The sequence below is a fragment of the Rahnella woolbedingensis genome (assembly GCF_003602095.1).
GTDB lineage: Bacteria > Pseudomonadota > Gammaproteobacteria > Enterobacterales > Enterobacteriaceae > Rahnella > Rahnella woolbedingensis.
Genome location: NZ_RAHH01000011.1, coordinates 1 through 21648, shown reverse-complemented (window position 1 = coordinate 21648; position 21648 = coordinate 1). Strand labels below are relative to the sequence as shown.

The following is a 21648-nucleotide window of genomic DNA, read 5'->3' as shown; positions in this document are numbered from 1 at the left end:
CGACAAACAGGGAATATTTCATGCAACTGACGGGCCCGAAATCTTCACGCAGTAAAAGCCGTCCGGAAGGACTGGCGGAACGTATTTATCAGCAGCTGAAAGACGACATTTTCAGCTTTCGTCTGCTGCCGGGCGACCGGTTCAGCGAAAACGACATCGCCGACCGGATGGACGTCAGCCGGACACCGGTGCGTCAGGCGCTGTTCTGGCTGGAACACGAAGGCTACGTCGAGGTGTTTTTCCGCAGCGGCTGGCAGGTTCGTCCGTTCGATTTCGACTTTTTCGAGCAACTTTATGATCTGCGCATCGTGCTGGAACTGGAAGCGGTGAAACGTCTTTGCGCCCTTCCGCCGTCCCTGCAGCCGTTACAACTTGCCGGGCTGAAAGCGTTCTGGATTGACCAGCCGCAACTCGAAGACGGTCAGCTGGTTTCGCGTTATGACGAAGAGTTTCACATGACGCTGGTGGCGGCCGCCGGTAACGCCGAGATGGCGCGAATACATCGCGAGCTGACGGAGAAAATCCGCATCATCCGGCGGCTGGATTTCACCAAAGGTGAGCGTGTGAACGCCACTTACAAAGAACACGCGAGCATTTTGCTCGCCATCATTCATCAACAAACTGAGGAGGCACAGCGTCAGCTACATGATCACATTGCCGTCAGTAAAGCCGAGGTGCGCAAAATTACTCTGCATATGCTGCACCGGGCGCGGGCGGAGAGTGACGAGGGCAACCCGTCATGACTTTTTTAAATGTTTTTTCGACTTTCACCATAACAGCGTTCTCTTAACTTATTTAAATCACAGCATTTTTACAGAGGATTCATCTATGCAACGTCGACGTTTTATTAAAGCCTTTGCTCTTTCCGCCACCGTAGTCAGCATGGGCTTAGCCTGGAGCGCCCAGGCTGCCGACACCATTAAAGTCGGTATCATGCATTCGCTTTCCGGCACCATGGCCATTTCAGAAACGCCGCTCAAAGACATCGCACTGATGACCATTGACGACATCAACGCCCACGGCGGCGTGCTGGGTAAAAAGCTGGAGCCGGTGGTAGTCGATCCGGCCTCTAACTGGCCGCTGTTTGCCGAAAAAGCCCGCCAGTTGCTGACGCAGGATAAAGTCGCGGTGGTGTTCGGCTGCTGGACGTCGGTGTCGCGTAAATCGGTGCTGCCGGTATTTGAAGAGCTGAACGGTCTGCTGTTCTATCCGGTGCAGTACGAAGGCGAAGAGATGTCGCCAAACGTGTTCTACACCGGCGCCGCGCCTAACCAGCAGGCTATTCCGGCGGTGGAATATCTGATGAGTGAAGACGGCGGTGCGGCTAAACGCTTCTTCCTGCTCGGCACGGACTATGTGTATCCGCGCACCACCAACAAAATCCTGCGCGCCTTCCTGCATTCCAAAGGCGTGAAAGACAGCGATATCGAAGAAGTCTATACGCCGTTCGGATACAGCGATTATCAGACCATCGTTTCCAACATTAAGAAATTCTCCGCCGGCGGCAAAACTGCGGTGATCTCCACCATCAACGGCGATTCCAATGTGCCGTTCTACAAAGAACTGGCGAACCAGGGCGTGAAAGCGACCGATGTGCCGGTAGTGGCGTTCTCGGTTGGCGAAGAAGAACTGCGCGGCATCGACACCAAACCCCTGGTCGGTGACCTCGCGGCATGGAACTACTTCCAGTCTGTTGATAACCCGACCAACAAGAAATTCGTGGCCGAATGGAAGGCCTACGCCAAAGCTCACAAACTGCCAAACGCCGATACCGCTGTCACCAACGACCCGATGGAAGCGACCTATGTCGGCATCCATATGTGGGCGCAGGCGGTGGAAAAAGCCGGGACGACGGATGTGGATAAAGTCCGCGCCGCCATGGCCGGACAAACCTTCGCTGCACCTTCTGGCTTCACACTGACCATGGATAAAACCAACCATCACCTGCACAAACCCGTGATGATCGGCGAAATCGAATCCAACGGTCAGTTCAACGTGGTCTGGCAGACCGACAAACCTATCCGCGCCCAGCCGTGGAGCCCATACATCGCGGGTAACGATAAAAAACCAGATACCCCGGTGAAGACGACTCACTGATAATTCATGAGTCGCCATTAATACCCCACCCCAACCCTCCTCTTCGCAGGGGAGGGAGCAGATCGGCGCTTTTCACTCCTCCCCCTGCGAAGGGGGAGGCTGGGAGGGGGTTTAGCAACGAACTCCGGGCAACAGGAAAATATCATGACGCATTTTTTATCTCACTTCAGGCCACTGCTTTTCCTGCTTTGTTGCCTTCCGCTTCTGGCCGAGGCGGGTGCGGCGAATGACTTTGCTGCCGCCAGCCGCAGTCAGCAGGCCACGTTATTACAGCTTTGGGCGACGGATCCGCAGCCGGAAAGGCTGCCGCTGCTCGAGGCGCTGAAGCAGGAAAACGTCGTCATCGACGAAGCAAAACACGCGTTCATCCAGAACGGCGATCATCTGACGCCGCTGGAGGGCGACGTCAAACCGCAGGGCGAGGCCAGGAAAGTCTGGCTGAACAACCGCCTGCGTATTTTGATTGCCAACGCGCTTTCCGCGCACCGTCTGGTCAGCAACGACAGCGCCGTTCGCTTGCAGGCCGCCAAATCCTTACAACGTGAAGCGCAGGCCGATCAGTTGCCGCTGCTGACGCATCGTCTTGAACTGGAAAAAGACAGCACGGTTCACGACGCCCTTTCCATCGCGCTGGCAAATTTACAGCTGGCCGATCCCAGCCCGCAGATACGTCTGAAAGCCGTTGAACTGCTCGGCACATCGGGCGATCCGGACACACAAGGCCGTTTGCAAAGTCTGACGGATCCGAAAACCGAGCCTGATGCCACAGTGCGTAACGCCGCGCTGGCCAGCCTGAAAGCCGTGCAGCATCGCCTGATGATCGGCGATTTACTTGGGCAGGCCTTTACCGGTTTATCGCTCGGCTCGATTCTGCTGCTCGCCGCGCTCGGTCTGGCGATCACTTACGGTTTGCTGGGCGTGATTAACATGGCGCACGGCGAGATGTTAATGCTCGGCTCCTATTCGACTTACATGGTGCAGTCGCTGTTTCAGCACTACACGCCGGGGCTGCTGGCACTGTATCCGCTGGTCGCGCTGCCGGTGGCCTTTTTCATCACGGCGGGGATTGGCATGGCGCTCGAGCGCACCGTCATCCGCCATTTATACGGTCGTCCGCTGGAAACCCTGCTGGCGACATGGGGCATCAGCCTGATCCTGATTCAGGGCGTGCGCGTGCTGTTTGGCGCGCAAAACGTCGAGGTGGCGAATCCCGGCTGGCTCTCCGGCGGAATTCAGCTGCTGCCCAATCTGGTGCTGCCGTACAACCGCATCGCGGTGATCATCTTTGTATTGCTGGTACTCGGCCTGACCTGGCTGCTGCTCAATAAAACGCGCCTCGGCATGAACGTGCGCGCCGTGACGCAAAATCGCGCGATGGCGGCCTGCTGCGGTGTACCGACCGGACGTGTCGATATGTTGGCGTTCGGCCTCGGTTCCGGTATCGCCGGTCTGGGCGGCGTTGCGCTGTCGCAACTGAGTAACGTCGGTCCGGAACTCGGTCAGGGCTACATCATCGACTCCTTCTTAGTGGTGGTGCTCGGCGGCGTCGGACAACTGGCAGGCACCGTGGTGGCGGCTTTTGGTCTGGGCATCGTGAACAAAATTCTTGAGCCGGAAATTGGCGCAGTACTGGGGAAAATCCTGATCCTCGCGCTGATAATCCTGTTTATCCAGAAACGTCCGCAGGGACTCTTCGCCTTCAAAGGCAGGGTGATTGACTGATGAGCCAGCCGCTGACGATTACCGGCGTACAAAAAGCGCCGAAGATTGCGATTTCGGTGGGCACGCTGGTGCTCATCATCCTGATTGTGATGCCGTTTCTGGCGCTGCTGCCCGCCACTAATCCGCTGGCGATCTCCACCTACACGCTGACGCTGCTCGGTAAGATCCTTTGCTATGCGATCGTCGCGATCGCGCTCGATCTGGTCTGGGGCTACGCCGGTTTGTTATCGCTCGGTCACGGACTGTTTTTTGCGCTCGGCGGCTATGCGATGGGCATGTATTTAATGCGCCAGGCCGCAGGCAGCGGGGTGCCGGATTTCATGTCGTTTCTGTCGTGGACTGAACTGCCGTGGTTCTGGGCAGGTACCCAGCATTTCGCCTGGGCACTGTGTCTGATTGTTCTGGTACCCGGCGCGCTGGCGTTTGTGTTCGGCTATTTCGCTTTCCGCTCAAAAATTAAAGGCGTGTATTTTTCCATAATGACGCAAGCGCTGACCTACGCCGGTATGTTGCTGTTTTTCCGCAATGAAACCGGCTTCGGCGGCAACAATGGTTTCACCGGTTTCACCACCCTGCTCGGCTTTCCGGTCACCGCCACCGGCACGCGTGTCGGCCTGTTTCTGGCGACGGTTCTGGTGCTGGTCGCCAGCCTTGCGCTCGGTTTCGCGCTGGCGCGCAGTAAATATGGCCGCGTGCTGACGGCAGTGCGCGACGCCGAAAACCGGCTGATTTTCTGCGGCTACGATCCGAAAGGTTTCAAGCTGTTCGTCTGGACGATTTCCGCCATGCTGTGCGGGCTGGCGGGCGCGCTGTACGTGCCGCAGGTCGGCATCATCAACCCCAGCGAAATGTCGCCAACCAACTCCATCGAAGCCGCCATCTGGGTGGCGCTTGGCGGACGCGGCACGCTGATCGGCCCGATTATCGGCGCGGGCATCGTCAACGGCGCGAAAAGCTGGTTCACCGTCGCCATTCCCGAATACTGGCAATTTGTTCTCGGCGGCATGTTTATTCTGGTCACCTTGTTTCTGCCGCAAGGCGTAATTGGCCTGCTGCGTAAGAGGAAATCCTGATGAGCCCGATGACCATGACCGAAGACCTGTTTACCCAGCCACACCTGGCGGACAAGCATCGCCGGCAAACCGATCCGATTTTGCAGCTGGAAAACATCAACGTCAGCTTTGACGGATTTAAGGCGCTGACCAATTTGTCGCTGAACATCGGCGTCGGCGAATTACGTTGTGTGATTGGCCCGAACGGCGCAGGAAAAACTACGCTGATGGACGTAATCACAGGAAAAACCAAACCGCAAAGTGGCCGCGTTTTTTACGATCAGCGCACCGACCTGACGAAGCTGGATCCGGTACGCATTGCGCAGTCCGGCATCGGCCGGAAATTCCAGAAACCGACGGTGTTTGAAGCACTGACGGTGTTCGAAAATCTGGAAATCGCGCAGAAAACTAATAAGTCGGTATGGGCGTGCCTGCGCGCCAAAATGAACAGCGAGCAGCGCGACCGCATTGATGAAATGCTCGGCACACTGCGTCTGGCGGCTGAGCGCCATCGCCTCGCGGGGCTGCTGTCTCACGGTCAGAAACAGTTTCTGGAAATCGGCATGCTGCTGGTACAGGAGCCGCATTTATTACTGCTCGATGAACCGGCAGCAGGCATGACCGACGCCGAAACGGAATACACCGCCGAGCTGTTCAAACAGCTGGCGGGCAAGCATTCGCTGATGGTGGTCGAGCACGACATGGGGTTTGTGGAAACCATCGCCGATCACGTGACGGTGCTGCATCAGGGGCAGGTTCTGGCCGAAGGTTCGCTGCGGGAAGTGCAGGCCAACGAGCAGGTTATCGACGTGTATTTAGGGCGCTGAGGAATTGCATTATGTTGCAGGTGAATGAACTGAATCAGTTTTATGGCGGCAGTCATATTCTGCGCGGACTGTCTTTTGAGGCAAAAATCGGCGAAGTGACGTGCCTCCTCGGGCGCAACGGCGTCGGCAAAACTACGTTGCTGAAATGCCTGATGGGGCTGATCCCGGCGAAATCCGGCACCATCAGCTGGCAGGATCAGGTGATCAATTCCCGCAAACCGCACCAGCGCGTGCAGGCGGGAATTGCTTACGTCCCACAGGGTCGCGAAATTTTTCCGCGCCTGACTGTCGAAGAAAATCTGCTGATGGGCTTATCGCGCTTTTCCGGCAGCAATGCAAAGCAGGTACCGGATGAAATCTACCATCTGTTTCCGATCCTGCTGGAAATGAAACATCGTCGCGGCGGGGATTTGTCCGGCGGTCAGCAGCAACAGCTGGCAATTGGCCGCGCGCTGGCGTGCAAACCGAATCTCCTGATCCTCGACGAACCGACCGAAGGCATTCAGCCGTCGGTTATCAAGGAAATCGGCGCAGTGATTAAACAACTCGCCGCCCGCGGTGACATGGCAATTCTGCTGGTCGAGCAGTTCTACGATTTCGCCGCAGAACTCGCCGACAGCTATCTGGTGATGTCGCGCGGCAGCATCGTCAAACGCGGCCGCGGGGAAGAAATGGAGGCGGAAGGCGTGCGGGGGCTGGTGGCTATCTAACGTTCATCACACTTTTTCGACAAAATTCTCCTCACAAGCGGCGTGTCAGCATCAAATTATTTTCTGCCCGCCGCTGCGGTTTGCGTCATCTCACACTTCTTTCCGATCGTCTGCGGCGTGACCACCGAATTGTGCGTAACCACCACCGTGCGCGAAGCCAATGACCGCGGTTTTGGATGCATTATTCCAGAAATCTGCACTAGGGATGATCAAAGTACAGGGCGCGATTTTTGGCTGGGTAAGCAACACGGACGCCATAGTCGGCGGCTTAAAGGCATAACGTGAAATTACGGGCATCTGGTTAAAGACCGGCTTACGCAGGCGCTGAAAGGGCATAGCCGCTTTCAGTATGCGATGAACCTGATGGCCGACGACGGGCATCTGCTGCCACTGCTTGATGCCAGCCGGTATCCGAATCTGCCGGATGCGGTGCGTGTTGATCTGCCACACGGCTGGGACTGGCAGCACATGACCGGTGAAATGAACGGGCTGGAGAATGCCCAAATCTGGCAGCCGGAAATCACACCGGTACCTTCCGGCCAGCGGCCGCAGCATTACGCGATTCTGGTGGACGAACTGAGCAGGCAGCCGGTAGACAGCGAACTGATGCTGCTTCCCGGCGGGTATCAGCTCATAAGAGTGATTCTAGTCCTGCGCAAAATGTTCAGGCTAAATCGGACTGCGATCGTAATAGCGGTTCAGGGGGATATGATCTTCTCTATCGAGTTTGTCCGTCACTTACTGCTTTACCTCAACAAACGCCCGCTGCTCAGCACTCAGCTCGTCTGGTGCCAGCTTATGCCAGGGCTCCAGCAGCGGCTCCTGCAAGGCGTCATGAATCCGCACACCCAAAAGCGTAATAATCACCAGAATCAGCGCCAGTAACAGTTTTTTCAGGCGTCCAGAACGACGACGAAGTTGTATTAATTACTTTTCCTGTTCCTTGAGTAACGCGGCTTTACACAAATAATAAAACATCAATTCGTATAACTACATACAGGCATTTCTGCCAAAATGTATTTATATTCTCCTGCAAATCACTGCCGCAAGCTATACGGTTGATATCAATCCCTAGTATTGTAATAAGAGGTTGGAGGCGTAAAAGATTCGAGGCGTGGTGGCGATCCAGGTTTATATTTTTTGGGCTTGATGGGCCACCCCACCGAAATCAGGAATGACAGTTGCCACATTTATGACAAAAAACGCCTATCTAGTAAGATACTTTTTGTGCTACTCCTGACACCCTCAATAATAATTGGTCTAACGAAATCTTTTACTCATAATGAATGTAGTTTCATCGATTCTTTTAGCTTTAGCAACATTTTAATAAAGGAAAACACGCTTTCGGTAATACAAAGATGGTTGGCTAAATCGCGACGAAATTCAGCACGACTCACCCAGAAAAATTTGATCCAATAGGTTTTAATCCTGAGATTTCAGAAAATATTCCCAATATACTAGCTTAAAAGGTTAACGAAATGATTTCAGTTATTGATTTTGGCGCTGTAGGTGATGGAGTAGCAGACGATTCCTTAGCTTTCCAAAGTGCACTGACGGCGGCTCATCAGTTAGGGGGTGGAAGTGTATTTGTACCCACCCCGAACGTTGAGTATCGTCTTACGTATCCAATTTTTTTATTCAGCAATACAGAGCTATTTGGTACGGGTTCTTGCTGTCGTATTGTAATGGAAGACCCTACATTTGCAATAAAGGGCCGTGGTTGTATAGTTATTGGTTCAAGTAATGAAATAAACCGAGATAAAGCTATAGCTTCATACAATGCAGGCACATTCCCACTTGCATCTGTTACAGATAGATCCTTCGTTAACCCTAAACTTGGCACTTTCTTAAGGGATAATCAACAGTTCGTCCAATCCTCGAAATGTTCCGTACATGATTTATACCTCGTAGCAAAATATACCGGAACCACCCTTGATGGTGGCTATGGCGTAAATATTGTCAATAGCCAATTTTGTTCTGTTTATAATATTTGGGGAGAAGGATGGACTCAACTTATCGGGATTGGTTCAGACGTTACTCCAGAGACTCCTTCTAATTATGAGTGCCATGCTTATGATTTACACGTCATTACTCCTAATCAAAGCAAAACATATTATTCTATCGGGTTCATAGCTAACTCCACAGACTGCTCCATCAAACGAGCCAAGCAAATTCAGCCAATGGCGTCGGGTACTGCTAATGGTTCAGGTGTTGCTACAAACGTAGTGGAAAATATAGAAATCGCAGATATATTCATTCCTAACTTAGGACGTACAAAGTCATCTGAAGGAATTTTACTTAATAATGCTAAAGGTTGCATCATTAGAAACATCTTTATTGGTAATGCCATCAATGCTGTTTCAACGTATTATACATTAGCCGACTTTAATGATGCATCGAGACCGAACTTTATTAATGGAGTGTCTGCCAATGGTTGTGACCATGCTATTAGCATTTATTCCAAAAACAATATCTTTGATAACGTAATGACAAAGAACTGTCTTTATGATATTTATTTTGGAAACCTTAATGCAACGGGAAACACTATTAATTTTGATGTGAAAAATTTCAAATTCAATACAGATAAATTACCTTCTGTATACTTACAAAATAACATCATAAAAGGTTGGAAATATCAATACAAATACCTTAGACCTGGTGATATTATGTTTAGCGACAAGTCAAATGCAAATATTGTCAACTTAAATAAAACAGTAGCAACAAAAGCGGGAACCGAAATATCATTTCTTTATAATATCCCAGACAACATGAAAGCCATTGCAGATGTGCGATGCTATTTAACTTTTGGAGAAAATGCTCTCACAGGTAACCCAGCGGGTGCATCAAGTGTAAATCTTTCACTAAGAAGAATGACGGCATTTGATGGGAATAGTAATACAACACCATTTATAGAGATGACAAATAATAGAAATGCTATCTCTGATATACCGATTGATACAAATCTTGTCACACAGGCTACAGCTACAACACCGGGATATATTCCTAATAAAACGTCATCTCACGGATTGGATAATAGTCTCGACGTATTAATTACTATGAAAAACAATGTCCTAAACAACGTGATGAAGGAGCTTCGCATCGCATACTATGGAGATTAATAGTTCATCGTGAGTCATAGTCGAAACTATCTAACGTTCATCACACTCTTTCGACAAAATTCTCCTCACCAGCGGCGTGTCAGCATCAAATTATTTGCTGCCCGCCGCTGCGGTTTGCGGCATCTCACACTTCTTTCCTGCTAAAAATCCCGCTGCAAAATATTCGGCGCTCACCGGAAAATCATTTCGCTGTCAGCCCCTTCTTCGCCTCATTATACTGGCGCGCAGGGACTTTATTACCTGCTGGATCCTGAGATTAAGGCGCAGCTGTGCGGGAAGTGAAATAGTTTTAAATTGATTGGGGATCAAAATGCCAAAAATCAAAAGTCACGAAGCCCTGGTGCGTCAGCGCAAGCGCTGGGTAACGCTGGCGGTACTGGTCGCGCTTATCACGGCAGGTTATCAGTGGTGGAAACAGGGGAAACTCGTCTTCGAGCAGTGGAGCCCGAATCAGCAATATGTGGTGCGTGAGTTCCGGACCTTCGAATTTATCCCACGCATGACCATGCCGGGTGATGGTGGGCATTATTCCGGTTATATGCGTGTGTACAATCGCGACGGCAAACAGTTCTACGAAGAGTATTCCGACCTGCTGGATTTTATCGAAGGGCCGTTCTGGGCGAAGGAAGGCGTTTACTGGATGGGCAATGATAATCAGGACATCGTGCGGCTGCCGACGTCGCCGGTGGAGTGAAATTGAATTGATGAAATCTCAGGCAATCTGAGGCTATCAGGCGTAAAATTCTTCGAATGAATCGAACGAAACATTCGAAGGAAGCAAAATGAAATCATTAAGCGCTAATGAAGTAAAAACTCAATTTGGCGATGTTCTTTTGAGCGTCCAGCGTGAACCTGTTCAGATCAATCGTAACGGCAAACCCGTCGCAGTCATGCATCACAGCCGTTCTCCAGCCGATATTCTTGCTATGAGATTGCATGAACCTGACGCCTGTTATCAGGCGATTCTTCAGGAGTAACAGACACAAAAAAGCCGCGACTTGCGCGGCTTTTAGCATTTCTACATAAGGCCGAAACCTTAACTTCTGACTTTACGGTAGATAAACAGAACCACAATCGCACCGATAACAGCGACAACGAAGCTGCCGAAGTTAAATCCGTCTACGCGACCAAAGCCGAAGAAAGTACTGATATAGCCGCCGATCACGGCACCGACAATACCCAGAACGACAGTCAGAATAAATCCGCCGCCATCTTTGCCAGGCATGATCCATTTCGCCAGAATACCTGCAATCAGACCAAAGATAATCCAGGATAAAATTCCCATTTTCGACTCCTCCGAATAAATTTCCGTTACCGTGAATATTGTTCAACCAAGTTAGCTAAACAAGAGCAGAACCGCTCCGGTTCTGCGAGCTGAAAGTGTGTTTTACACCCACGCCCCTCTTCTTGAACTGCAAGTAAAGTCTAGCACCCTTTCGACAAAACCGCCCAAAATCAGCAGGAAGGGAGAGAAACGCAGAGAAATCTAAGGCACTTTCAGGCTGTGTCAGCACGAATGCGGTTTCGTCAGCCACCCGCACGGGGACGTAAAATTGCGTAAAATATAGAACAAATATTTTGAACGAGATACTCAAATCAATCCGTTTTTCATCGTCCGCTATCCGGCCTATTATGCATCCATCGAAAGGCAAACACCTTTCACTCTCACAAACCTGAATGGATTAATCATCATGAAAAACGTCAAAATTTTTGCTGTAGCTGCAACCCTTTCCCTGATTTCTTTTGGTAGCTTCGCGGCTCAACAGATTACTCAGCCATCCAATGACATGCAGAAAATCGGCGTAATCTCCGCAGCCAACTCCACCACCCTCGGCGGTCTGGAAGCGAAATTATCTCAGCAGGCTAAAGACGCAGGTGCATCTTCTTACCGCATCATCTCTGTGACCGGTAATAACAAACTGCACGCTGACGCTGAAATCTATAAATAATCTCCGGTAATAAAACCCTCTGAAAAGCCTGTGGAAGCCCGACTTCCACAGGCTTTTTTATTTGCCCCGGCTTTAAACCACATTTTTTAACATTCTCATTGCATATCCTCTATCTCGTTAACTATTCTGTTTTTTTTGCCTTCGCTTCGCCACGACCAAACGTTAACTAAAAAAGGAATCTGTCATGAAGACCCGCCTCAGCCATGCCCCGACGGAAGACGATCTCGAGGAGATCAAAACTGGCATGCGTAATTTCAACCGCAACTTTATCCCGCAGTCGAAATTTCGTGCGTTAGGTGTTTTTGTAGAAGATGAAAACGGCAGCAAACAGGCCGGGATTGTGGCGGAAACGGTCGGTAACTGGATGTATATCCAAATGTTGTGGGTGGATGAGTCGTTACGCGGAAAAGATGTCGGGACACAGCTGATTGCAGAAGCGGAAGCAGAAGCCAAAACGCGGGGATGTCGCTATTCGCTGGTTGATACCTTTAGTTTTCAGGCCCGGCCATTCTATGAGCGGATGGGCTACCAGATGCAACTGGCGCTGGAAGATTATATCCGCGACACCCGCACGCCTGAAGATGCGCCGTCTACCCATACGCGGTATTTCCTGACCAAGACATTAGGCTAAATGATCAACGCGCGGCTGCACTGGCCGCGCAATGTTTCAGTTATTTAGCCGACAACGCCAGCCATTCCTGAACCGCAGGCCGTTGCCATTGTGCCTCAGCGTAAGCCGCCAGTATCTCCGGCATGGCATCGCCGTTAAGCCGCAGACGGTTCAGCATCAGCGCCAGATCCACATCCGCAATGCTCCATTCCCCAAACAAATGTTCTTTGTCGCCCAGCAAACGTTCGGCGGCGGCATACAACTTTTCAGCGGCCTGCTGGCCGGTTGCAGAAAGCGGCGGATATTTTGCCCCTGCAAACACTACTTCTGTTGAGCGCTCCTGACGGATTGGCATCAGATCACTGCGCAGCCACGCCTGCACTTCACGCGCTTTGGCACGGTTTTCCGGATCCGCCGGATAGATAGCCGGAAACGTCGGCGCAGGGAAAAGCTCTTCAACATATTCATCAATCGCCGAAGATTCGGACAACACAAAGGTGCCGTTGGTCAGCGTCGGAACCCGACGGGTCAGGGACAGCGCGGAATACGTTTCTTTCAGGTTCTCCGCATCGGCCAGGCTGACTGTTTCCAGTTCAAACGGGATGCCCTTTTCAGTCAGCGCCACAAAAGCAGACATCACGTAAGGACTGAAAAAATTAGCATCGGAATACAAAATCAGCGAAGACTGGCTCATGGAAATCTCCTGAAAAAATAAAGCAAAGGAAGAAAAACATAGCGCAGAAAGCGGGATGTGTCGTTAAAAAACCGGCCGGTAAAGATAAACGTTCGCATCCTGCCCACGTCTCCCTATACTGCTGTTATGTCGGCTGATTCAGCACCTTTCCAGGGAACTCCTATGAAGTCATGGCTCTTACCTCTTTTGCTGCTTGCCCCATTGTGTTCGCAGGCGGCTTCCACGCCGAAAGAAATCAAAGCGCGCTTCAGCCAGTTTAAGGTCGGGGATAAAACCATCTGCCTCGATGACGTGACATATGCGAACAACAGCAAAATGAAAGTCATTGAGAACGGCTTTGTCGTGTCGAAGCGGAAAAACGTGCTGATTTATCAGAGTAATACGCTGTTTTTGCTCGGCAATGACATTACGGTGAACATCAAGGCGATTATCGAAAGCCGCGCGGGGGAAACCTCTTTCAACAACCAATTCAAACAGGCCATGATTCAGGTTGACGGGCTTGACGATCCGGCGCGTGCCAATGAGAAGGCGAAAATCATTCAGTCATTCGAAGACGTGATTTCCGATAAGCATAACGAAACGCCTTACAGCTCCGTGGCGCTGACCGATAAGGGCTACATCATCACGCAAGTCGAAAGCCACTCCACGACCATCAGCGAATGCTATGTCACGCCTTATAAGAAACCGGAAAACACTAAATAAATCAGAGGGAAATGATGACCGTTTTAGTACCGATGAGTGCCGCGTTTTATCAGGATTTTGCTGGACAGCTGGCGAAGGATTATGCCGAAGAGAACGTGACCGCCGGTCTTTGGCAGGCAGAGTCGGCATTAGAACGTGCGTGCAGTTCAACGCAAAGTGCGCTGCCTCAAGGCATTGATACGCCGGATCATTATCTATTCGAGATCAAAGCCGAAGAGCACGGCGAAACCGCAGGTTATTTATGGTTTTCCAACGTGGAACGCTATGGTATGCGTAGCGCATTCGTGTACGAACTGACAGTTTATCCGCAATTTCGTCGTCAGGGTCATGCGGCGGCGGCATTCAGACTGATGGAAGAACGCCTGCGGGAACAGGGCTGTGTGGCAATCGAACTGAATGTCTTTGCCAGCAATCCCGGTGCACAGGCACTGTACGCCAGTCTTGGTTACGTCACGACCAAAATGAATATGCGTAAACCGATTAGCGGGAATACTTAATAAATTCAGTCAGCACGCCAATACGGTCGTAGAGTTTGCGGGCTGTATGGTTTGAGGTTTTCGTCGTCCAGTAGACATTGGCTTTGTCGTTCTGGTCGGCGTATGCGTAAACCGCTTCAATCAGTTTCTGCCCGATCCCCAGCTTGCGTGCAGTGTCATCGACATATAAATCCTGCAAATAGACCACCTGCTGCATGTGCCAGCCGTGATCGTGATTGATGCAGTTCACCAGGCCGACCAGTTTCCCCTCATACTCCGCCACATAACCAAACATGTCGGCATAGTCAGGCTGTGACAAACGCTGAAAAGTGTAATCAAACTGCGCCGGATCCAAATCTGACTGGTAAAAATCCAGATAATCACGCCAGAGAATTTCCCAACCTTCGCGGTCAGCGGGCGTTAACGGGCGGATCACAATATCTTGCGGCTGGCTCATCAGGTCATTCTCCTCAGGAAATAAAAACGTTACGGACGCGACTGCGGATAATGTATCAGGTCATGGAAACGCACGGAATGGCTGCTTTCGTTGCGGTAAGCGTGCGGGCAGTCGGCGGCAAAACGCAGGGCTTCACCGGCACCCAGTAAGCGCGTCACACCGTCGACGGTCAGCGTCAGCTCACCATCAATCACAATCACATGCTCAATAACCCCGGCTTCATGAGGCGTGGATTCGCTGCAACCGCCCGGTTCGAGATCGATAACAAACATGTCCATCCGCAAGGTCGTGTCGTAGGGAAATAACGGCACGACGCACATCCCCGAGGTTTTGCTGTTAAACGTGGTCAGTAAACCGTGACGATGCAACGCCGCTGACTGTTCAGGTGACGTTTCGAGAAACTCAGAGAACGAGACATTCAGTCCGCTGGCAATTTTCCACAATGTCGCCACCGTCGGACTGGACTCGCCACGCTCAATCTGACCCAGCATGGCCTTACTGACGCCGGTCTGCTCTGCCGTTTGAGTGAGACTCCAGCCGCGCTCGCTGCGTACCGCTTTCAGCTGGCTGCCAATATGACGGGTGAGTTCCTGCATTTTGTCTCCTCTGCGACGATGATCGTTCATCGCGATTGTGCGTTATAACGCACAGTGATATCTTGAGCGCATCATATGTGCGCTATAACGCACAACAGCATACCGCCAGCATCCGCTCACCCGAAGGATTTTCACAAATGGCCACACGTTTCAGTTTGCAGGATGTCACTTTTTCGGCGGTAATCGCCGGATTTGTCGCGGTTTTAGTCGGTTATACCAGCTCCGCAGCGATTATCTTTCAGGCGGCGGAAGCGGCGGGCGCCAGCGTGGCACAAATCGGCGGCTGGCTGAGTATGCTGGGGCTCGGTATGGGCGTCACCAGTATTGGCTTGTCGCTTTACTACCGCACGCCGGTAGTGACTGCCTGGTCAACGCCCGGCGCAGCGTTACTGGTCACCAGCCTGCCCGGCACCTCGCTTAACGACGCCATCGGTGTGTTTGTTTTTGCCACCGGCCTGATCCTGCTGTGCGGCGTGACCGGCCTGTTTGCCAGACTGATGCATTATATTCCGCAGGCGCTTTCGGCTGCGATGCTGGGCGGGATCCTGCTGCGTTTCGGACTGAATGCGTTTACCTCGCTGCAAAGCAATTTCGCCCTCGCAGGCACCATGTGTCTGGTGTATCTGCTGGCGAAACGTGCCGTGGCGCGTTATGCGGTGGTGCTCGCGCTGGCGGCCGGGCTGATCGTCGCCGGATTGCAGGGTGATATCGCGCTGCACGGCCAGACACTGACCTTCGCCGCACCGGCGTTTGTCATGCCGCATTTCACGCTTTCCTCCATTATCGGCATTGGCATTCCGTTTTTTGTCGTGACCATGGCCTCACAAAATGCGCCGGGGATCGCCACACTGAAAGCGCATGGCTATCACCTGCCCGTTTCACCGCTGATTTCCTGGACGGCGCTGACGGCGTTAATTTTAGCGCCGTTCGGCGGATTTACCGTGTGCATTGCCGCCATTACCGCCGCGATTTGTATGGGCGAGGATATCCATCCTGACCCGAAAAAGCGTTATATGGCCGCCGTCGCGGCAGGGGTTTTCTATCTGATTGCCGGCGTGTTTGGTGGCTCTATCGGCATGGTCTTTACCGCACTGCCTGAAGCGCTGATCCACACTATCGCCGGGCTGGCGTTGCTCGGCACCATTGCGGGCAGTTTGTACCGCGCGCTGGAAAACGAACGTCAGCGCGATGCGGCGATTATCACCTTTCTGATCACTGCCTCCGGCGTCACGCTGCTGGGTGTTGGTTCGGCATTCTGGGGGCTGGCGGGTGGCGTAATCACGCATCTGATCCTCAGCATTCCGGCGCGAAACCGTGATAAATCCGCCCGGGAAAGGTTGAGTCCGTTCAAGTTATGGGTAACAGGTTTTCGTAACACGGCGCAAAGTGACGACGATCACATTTTCTGACCGGCAAACCCTCTTTACTGGGCGCAATCAGGCCCTTTAAAGAGCGAGAATTCCATGACTATTGCCACACAATCCTGCGTCGTGACCGGGAAAAAAGACGTCTCGGTGATCGACCAGACCATCGACTACACAGGCCAGGGCACGCTGGTGAAAATCACCCGCGGCGGCATCTGCGGTTCCGATTTGCATTATTACGAACACGGCGCGGTGGGTGATTTCAAAGTGCGCGAGGCGATGGTACTCGGCCACGAAGTGGTCGGTGTGGTAGAGAAATCGGATAACCCGGATTTCAAGCCCGGCCAGAAAGTCGCGCTGAACCCGAGCAAGCCTTGCAAAGCCTGTAAATATTGTCTTTCCGGCGATGAAAATCAGTGCACCACCATGAAATTTTTCGGCAGCGCGATGTATTTCCCGCACATCAACGGCGCGTTCACGCAGTACAAAATCGTCGACAGCAACCAGTGCATTCCTTACGACAATCAGGTCAGCGACCGTCTGATGGTGTTCGCAGAACCGCTGGCCGTTGCCATTCATGCCGTGAATCAGGCGGGCGATATACATGGCAAAACGGTGTTTGTTTCCGGCGTCGGCCCGATTGGCTGTTTAATCGTACTGGCGGCGAAAGCCAAAGGTGCCGCGCAAATCGTGGTGACAGACCCCAGCGAACGCTGCCGCACGCTGGCACTGGCGGTGGGCGCAAGTAAAGCGCTGGATGCCGCGCAGGGCGATTTCAGCGAATATCAGGCGGATAAAGGTTTCTTCGACGTATCTTTTGACGCCTCCGGCCATCCGTCTTCCATCCGCCGTTGTCTGGAAGTGACCCGCGCACGCGGCACGCTGGTACAGGTGGGCATGGGGCCGGTGGTGAATGAATTCCCGCTGATGATGCTGATTGCTAAAGAGATTAACTGGGTCGGCAGCTTCCGGTTCACGGAAGAATTCAACACCGCAGTTGAATGGCTGGCGAATAAAACCGTCGATCCGATGCCGTTACTGTCAGCCGAATTCCCGCAGGAAAGTCTGGTCGAAGCACTGGATTACGCGATGGATAAATCCAAAGCATCGAAAGTGCAGCTGGTTTTCTAGTTCAGTCTGCAACGACACTCACAATATTAAAACATCGTTTCATTTTATGATGTCCTCTGATTTTTATCCTCAGAGGACATTTGCATTATGGTAAAGGACAACGTGAAAAAGCAGGTCGCGCTGCTGCTGGCCGACGGATTTGAAGAAGGCGAAGCGGTGATTGTGCTCGATATTCTCGAGCGACTGGAGATTCAGGTCACTACGCTGGCCTGCCAGAAAAGCCTGACGCTTCGTACCTATCACGGTATTCAGATGCAGGCCAACGAATTGCTTTCTGCACAGGGCGACCGTTTATTCGATGCCGTCGTCATGCCCGGCGGGCCGGAAGGTTCAGTGGCGCTGGCGGCCAGCAAAGAGGTGGTGGAATTTGTCCGGCGTCATGATGAAGCCGGAAAACTTATCTGTCCGCTGTGTTCCGCTGCGGCGCGCGTGCTGGGTGGGAACGGCCTGCTGAAAGGGCGACGCTACGTGTGTTCAGGCGATTTATACAAAGACGTGAAAGACGGTGTTTACGTCAATCAGTCCTTTGTGGAAGACGGCAACCTGCTGAGCGGTAAAGGATTAGGGCTGGCGTTTGATTTTGCTTTCCAGCTGGCGTACCGCCTGACCGGTGACGCTGCAACCACTAATTTCCAGGCTGACCATATCGATTATCACCACTGGCGCGCTGACCAGAATCTCTGATCAAAATGCTGTGATTAAAACACTGAACTGCCGGCGGATGGCATAAGTCGTCCGCCGCCGTCAGTATCATGTCCGTTTTTGGCATTCTCCCTTCTCTCTTTCAGGCGCACACTGACTTCACACTCATCAGACGGAGTCCGAAAATGACACACAGCGCCCTGTTAAATATCGACGTTCAGCGTTCCTTCGAAGAAAAAGATTTCTGGCAGCAGGATGATTTACCGGCTTTCAGAGCAGCATTAACCTGCCTGATCGACGGCTGTCAGACCCGCAACGTGCCGGCCATCGACGTGTTTCACGTCAATCCTGATGGCGTGTTTTCGCTAGATTCCGGTCTGGTGACACCAATGTCTTTTCTTACACACACGTCGCAACACGTGGTGCATAAACACGTGCACAATTCCCTGACCGAATCCGGCCTCGACGGCTGGCTGCGTGAAAACGGCATCACGCATCTGATCATCGCCGGAATGCGCACCGAACAATGCTGCGAAACTACGGCGCGCGTGGCGTCGGATCTCGGCTATTCCGTGACTTTTGTGACCGAAGCGACGCTGACTTTCCCGATGACCCACGCCAGCGGCGTCACGCTGAGTGCGCAGGACATTAAATTGCGTACCGAACTGGTTCTCGCCGACCGCTTTGCCACCATCACCGACGTATCCGGTGCGCTGGCGCAACTCGACCGCGCTGTGTGAAGATAGCGTTTTCTCCTGCGGACGGATGAACACTATGCAGCGCAATGTCTACTTTGTGACGCTACCCGGCGTGATGTCGTTAGACCTCACCGGTCCGGCGGAAGCGCTGCGCCTGAGCGGGCAGTTCCGCCTGCATTACATCGGGCCGCAGGCGGAAGTCATGATGTCGACCGGCCTGACGGTCAGCCATTTACAGCCGCTGCCCGAATGTCTCCCCGCAGGCAGTATTCTGATCATGCCGGGCGTGGCGGAATCCGCCGAAAACTTTACCTCGCAGGTGGCCCAAACTGCCTGCGACTGGCTGCATCAGCAGAAACAGGCGATTGAAACGGGGAGTTTAACGCTGGTCTGTATCTGTTCCGGCAGCCTGCTGGCCGGTAAAGCCGGGCTGCTCGATGGCTATCAGTGCACCACGCACCACGATGTGATCGACCGTTTACGCCAGCAGGTACCCGCCGCGCAGGTAAAAGATAACCGGATATTTGTCGAAGACCGTTTTGTGCTGACCAGCGCGGGCATCAGCGCCGGTATCGATCTGGCGCTGCATCTGATCGCCACGCATTCAGGGCCGCAGGCCGCGCTGGATGTCGCCCGCGAAATGGTGGTGTATTTCCGCCGTGGCGGCGATGATCCGCAACTTTCCCCGTGGCTGCGCTACCGCAATCACCTGCACCCCGCCGTACATCGCGCGCAAAACCTGATGGCCGCCGAACCTGAATCCGCCTGGCAGGTGGAAGACGTCGCCGCCAGAGCGCACATCAGCGGCCGCCACCTCACCCGTTTATTCCGCCAGCATCTGGGCATCAGCGTGCGCGACTACCACGAACAACTGCGCATCGCCGTCGCGCAGCAGCGCCTGCAACAGGGCGCGGGTATCGAAAAAGCCGCCCTCGCCGCCGGATTCTCGTCAGCAAGGCAATTCAGGCGGGCGCAGGAACGATGGGGCTGAAGGCGTTCAGCTCACCCAATTCCGCCGGTCTATTTTTCCCAGCGCCATCGCCAGTAATAAACCACCGCCCAGTCCGCAGGCAAACAGATACGCGACGTTCAGCAGCGGATATTGCGGAAAATCGAAGTGCTGACTGCGTAACCCGATGATGATCAGCGCGTGAAAGCCGTAGATAGCTAGCGAATAACGGGAGATAGGCGCAAATCCCGGCAGGATACGATGCGCCAGTCCGTTTTTGGAAACCACAAATAGCGACGTGGCGGAAATAAACACCAGCGGGCCGCTGTAGACGTAGAAAGTGTCGGCGAAATTCTGGTTAATTTGCATCTGCCTGTATGTGCCCGTGGCAATCGCCAGCGTGCTGAGAATAAACGTAACGCTGGCCGCCAGCGTGACCGCCGTTTTCTCAGTCTGAAGCTGGCTGATGGCGCGCCCCATCAGGGCGTAAAGGACGTAATAAAATGTATCGCCGCTGATGTACAAATCCAGCGGCAGAAGATGGATTTTCTGCCATGTCACTGCCGGAAGTTGCGGGTTCGCCAGCACGCCAAGCAGAAGCCCGGCAATAAGCAGGTATTTTCCGGAAACGGCTTTGACGTTAATCAGCGGGGAAAGCAGGTAAATGACGATAATCGCGTAGAAGAACCAAAGGTGATAAAACACCGGTTTTTCCAGAATCAGGCGCAAAGACGGCCAAAATCCGATTTTTGTCATCGTGAAAATGTAAATCAGCGAGACGGCGCTGTAGAACAACAGGCATAACGTGACGCGCAGGAAATGCCGTTTTTGTGCACTCTTCTCGCCAAAGAACAGCGCGCCGGAAATCATAAAGAACAGCGGCACACAGACCCGTGAAGCCGAATTGAGCAGATTGGCGACGGTCCATTCAGCCGTATGGACCGCAGCGAAATTCACCACCAGCGACGTGCTGGCGTGGATCACCACTACCATCATGCAGGCGAGCGCGCGCAGATTATCTATCCAGCTGATTTTTTGGCTCATTACCTGCAATTTCCTTCTTATCGATGGGTCTCTTTGCAGCGTAGCGAGCTTTCACGCGGCTAACAAGGCAAAAGCACTGATCTCAGATTGTGCTGAACATAAATCAGATGATTGCGTTGCGCTCAAATAATCGGCAAAATAGCCGGCATTACTGCCTCGCTTGCGAAACCCGCCCGGACAGTCTCTTATTTTTTGCTAATTTTCAACCAATTAGCCTAACGTCTGTGAAATAACTAAAAATGCATAATTCTCCAAATACTGCGTCCCTTCTGGGTCGGCAGGCGCTTTTGTTCCCTCTGTGTCTGGTGCTTTTCGAGTTCGCGACCTATATCGGCAACGATATGATCCAACCGGGCATGCTGGCCGTCGTGGCTAATTTTAATGCCGGGGAAGAATGGGTGCCGACATCCATGACCGCCTATCTTGCTGGCGGGATGTTCCTGCAATGGCTGCTCGGGCCGTTGTCAGACCGCCGCGGGCGTCGTCCGGTATTGCTGACCGGCGTGACCTTTTTCATCATTACCTGTCTGGCGATTTTATTCGTACAAAACATCGAACAGTTTATGGTGATGCGTTTCCTTCAGGGGATTAGCCTGTGCTTTATCGGCGCCGTCGGGTATGCCGCGATACAGGAATCTTTTGAGGAATCGGTGTGTATCAAAATCACCGCCATGATGGCCAACGTCGCGCTGATTGCGCCACTGCTCGGCCCGCTGGCCGGTGCGGCGCTGATCCATGTTGCGCCGTGGCAGGTGATGTTTGTGATATTTGCCGTGCTCGCCGCCATTGCGCTGTGGGGTTTATGGAAA

22 protein-coding genes and 4 pseudogenes are annotated in these 21648 nt (G+C 52.7%); 21 read left to right on the top strand and 5 right to left on the bottom strand.

From position 1 onward, the window contains the following. Window positions 1–20: 20 nt before the first annotated feature. The 11 genes and pseudogenes from D6C13_RS10940 to D6C13_RS25790 form a co-directional block, all read left to right on the top strand. Window positions 21–743, top strand: a complete 723-nt coding sequence (locus D6C13_RS10940; RefSeq protein WP_120132778.1) for a GntR family transcriptional regulator — start codon at window positions 21–23, stop codon at window positions 741–743. A gap of 85 nt (window positions 744–828) precedes the next feature. Then, window positions 829–2097: an urea ABC transporter substrate-binding protein gene (gene urtA, locus D6C13_RS10935; RefSeq protein WP_120132777.1), complete on the top strand. Its 1269-nt coding sequence runs from the start codon at window positions 829–831 to the stop codon at window positions 2095–2097. 144 nt (window positions 2098–2241) lie between these two features. Next, entirely contained in the window at window positions 2242–3819 is a 1578-nt protein-coding gene (urtB, locus tag D6C13_RS10930) for an urea ABC transporter permease subunit UrtB (RefSeq protein ID WP_120132776.1), read from the top strand. Then, on the top strand, window positions 3819–4892 hold the full coding sequence (gene urtC, locus D6C13_RS10925) for an urea ABC transporter permease subunit UrtC (protein WP_120132775.1): 1074 nt from the start codon (window positions 3819–3821) through the stop codon (window positions 4890–4892). Before urtB ends, urtC begins: the two co-directional genes overlap by 1 nt. Window positions 4893–4900: 8 nt before the next feature. Then, window positions 4901–5698, top strand: coding sequence for an urea ABC transporter ATP-binding protein UrtD (gene urtD, locus D6C13_RS10920; RefSeq protein ID WP_120132907.1), 798 nt, complete (start codon window positions 4901–4903; stop codon window positions 5696–5698). 11 nt (window positions 5699–5709) lie between these two features. Continuing rightward, window positions 5710–6408, top strand: coding sequence for an urea ABC transporter ATP-binding subunit UrtE (gene urtE, locus D6C13_RS10915; protein WP_120132774.1), 699 nt, complete (start codon window positions 5710–5712; stop codon window positions 6406–6408). Between the two features lie 105 nt (window positions 6409–6513). Next, window positions 6514–6688, top strand: a pseudogene (locus D6C13_RS10910) (isochorismatase family protein); the annotation flags it as partial. Window positions 6689–6771: 83 nt separating this feature from the next. Continuing rightward, a complete protein-coding gene (locus D6C13_RS25795; protein WP_208642885.1) occupies window positions 6772–7293 on the top strand; it encodes a hypothetical protein in 522 nt (173 codons plus the stop codon). A gap of 593 nt (window positions 7294–7886) precedes the next feature. Then, the gene (locus tag D6C13_RS10900) at window positions 7887–9527 is read left to right on the top strand and encodes a glycosyl hydrolase family 28-related protein (protein WP_120132773.1); all 1641 of its coding nucleotides are present in this window, start codon (window positions 7887–7889) and stop codon (window positions 9525–9527) included. A 310-nt stretch (window positions 9528–9837) separates the two neighbouring features. Continuing rightward, window positions 9838–10221 carry a hypothetical protein gene (locus tag D6C13_RS10895; RefSeq protein WP_120132772.1) on the top strand — a complete coding sequence of 128 codons (384 nt, stop codon included), beginning with the start codon at window positions 9838–9840 and terminating at the stop codon, window positions 10219–10221. 88 nt (window positions 10222–10309) lie between these two features. Then, window positions 10310–10420, top strand: a pseudogene (locus tag D6C13_RS25790) (type II toxin-antitoxin system Phd/YefM family antitoxin); the annotation flags it as partial. A gap of 143 nt (window positions 10421–10563) precedes the next feature. On the opposite strand, the gene D6C13_RS10885 reads toward D6C13_RS25790, so the two are convergent. Then, the gene (locus D6C13_RS10885; RefSeq protein WP_120132770.1) at window positions 10564–10812 is read right to left on the bottom strand and encodes a GlsB/YeaQ/YmgE family stress response membrane protein; all 249 of its coding nucleotides are present in this window, start codon (window positions 10810–10812) and stop codon (window positions 10564–10566) included. A gap of 406 nt (window positions 10813–11218) precedes the next feature. Here D6C13_RS10885 and bhsA point away from each other — a divergent pair, with 406 nt between their 5' ends. Then, complete coding sequence (bhsA, locus tag D6C13_RS10875; RefSeq protein ID WP_120132768.1) at window positions 11219–11476, top strand: multiple stress resistance protein BhsA; 258 nt, start codon at window positions 11219–11221, stop codon at window positions 11474–11476. A gap of 184 nt (window positions 11477–11660) precedes the next feature. Further along, window positions 11661–12107 carry a GNAT family N-acetyltransferase gene (locus D6C13_RS10870; RefSeq protein WP_120132767.1) on the top strand — a complete coding sequence of 149 codons (447 nt, stop codon included), beginning with the start codon at window positions 11661–11663 and terminating at the stop codon, window positions 12105–12107. Between the two features lie 40 nt (window positions 12108–12147). Here the strand turns inward: D6C13_RS10870 and yfcF are convergent, their stop codons facing one another. Beyond that, window positions 12148–12780 carry a glutathione transferase gene (gene yfcF / locus D6C13_RS10865; RefSeq protein ID WP_120132766.1) on the bottom strand — a complete coding sequence of 211 codons (633 nt, stop codon included), beginning with the start codon at window positions 12778–12780 and terminating at the stop codon, window positions 12148–12150. Window positions 12781–12942: 162 nt separating this feature from the next. Between yfcF and D6C13_RS10860 the strand changes: the two genes are divergently transcribed. Next, window positions 12943–13482: a hypothetical protein gene (locus D6C13_RS10860; protein ID WP_120132765.1), complete on the top strand. Its 540-nt coding sequence runs from the start codon at window positions 12943–12945 to the stop codon at window positions 13480–13482. A gap of 14 nt (window positions 13483–13496) precedes the next feature. Further along, window positions 13497–13979, top strand: coding sequence for a GNAT family N-acetyltransferase (locus D6C13_RS10855; RefSeq protein WP_120132906.1), 483 nt, complete (start codon window positions 13497–13499; stop codon window positions 13977–13979). Here D6C13_RS10855 and D6C13_RS10850 read toward each other — a convergent pair. Beyond that, a complete protein-coding gene (locus D6C13_RS10850; protein ID WP_120132764.1) occupies window positions 13963–14415 on the bottom strand; it encodes a GNAT family N-acetyltransferase in 453 nt (150 codons plus the stop codon). The genes D6C13_RS10855 and D6C13_RS10850 overlap by 17 nt on opposite strands. Window positions 14416–14444: 29 nt before the next feature. Beyond that, window positions 14445–15011, bottom strand: a complete 567-nt coding sequence (locus D6C13_RS10845) for a helix-turn-helix domain-containing protein (RefSeq protein WP_120132763.1) — start codon at window positions 15009–15011, stop codon at window positions 14445–14447. A 137-nt stretch (window positions 15012–15148) separates the two neighbouring features. Here D6C13_RS10845 and D6C13_RS10840 point away from each other — a divergent pair. From D6C13_RS10840 to D6C13_RS10820, 5 genes and pseudogenes are all read left to right on the top strand, one after another. After that, window positions 15149–16330: pseudogene (locus D6C13_RS10840) on the top strand (benzoate/H(+) symporter BenE family transporter); the annotation flags it as partial. Window positions 16331–16474: 144 nt separating this feature from the next. Beyond that, entirely contained in the window at window positions 16475–17506 is a 1032-nt protein-coding gene (gene idnD, locus D6C13_RS10835; protein WP_120132762.1) for an L-idonate 5-dehydrogenase, read from the top strand. Between the two features lie 87 nt (window positions 17507–17593). Beyond that, entirely contained in the window at window positions 17594–18190 is a 597-nt protein-coding gene (locus tag D6C13_RS10830; RefSeq protein ID WP_120132761.1) for a DJ-1/PfpI family protein, read from the top strand. 143 nt (window positions 18191–18333) lie between these two features. Further along, window positions 18334–18876: pseudogene (locus tag D6C13_RS10825) on the top strand (isochorismatase family protein); the annotation flags it as partial. Window positions 18877–18922: 46 nt separating this feature from the next. Then, on the top strand, window positions 18923–19837 hold the full coding sequence (locus tag D6C13_RS10820) for a GlxA family transcriptional regulator (RefSeq protein WP_120132759.1): 915 nt from the start codon (window positions 18923–18925) through the stop codon (window positions 19835–19837). Between the two features lie 6 nt (window positions 19838–19843). Here the strand turns inward: D6C13_RS10820 and D6C13_RS10815 are convergent, their stop codons facing one another. Continuing rightward, on the bottom strand, window positions 19844–20839 hold the full coding sequence (locus D6C13_RS10815; protein ID WP_120132758.1) for an acyltransferase: 996 nt from the start codon (window positions 20837–20839) through the stop codon (window positions 19844–19846). Between the two features lie 239 nt (window positions 20840–21078). Here D6C13_RS10815 and D6C13_RS10810 point away from each other — a divergent pair. Next, on the top strand, window positions 21079–21648 hold a 570-nt coding region (locus D6C13_RS10810; protein WP_120132905.1), incomplete at its 3' end, for an MFS transporter.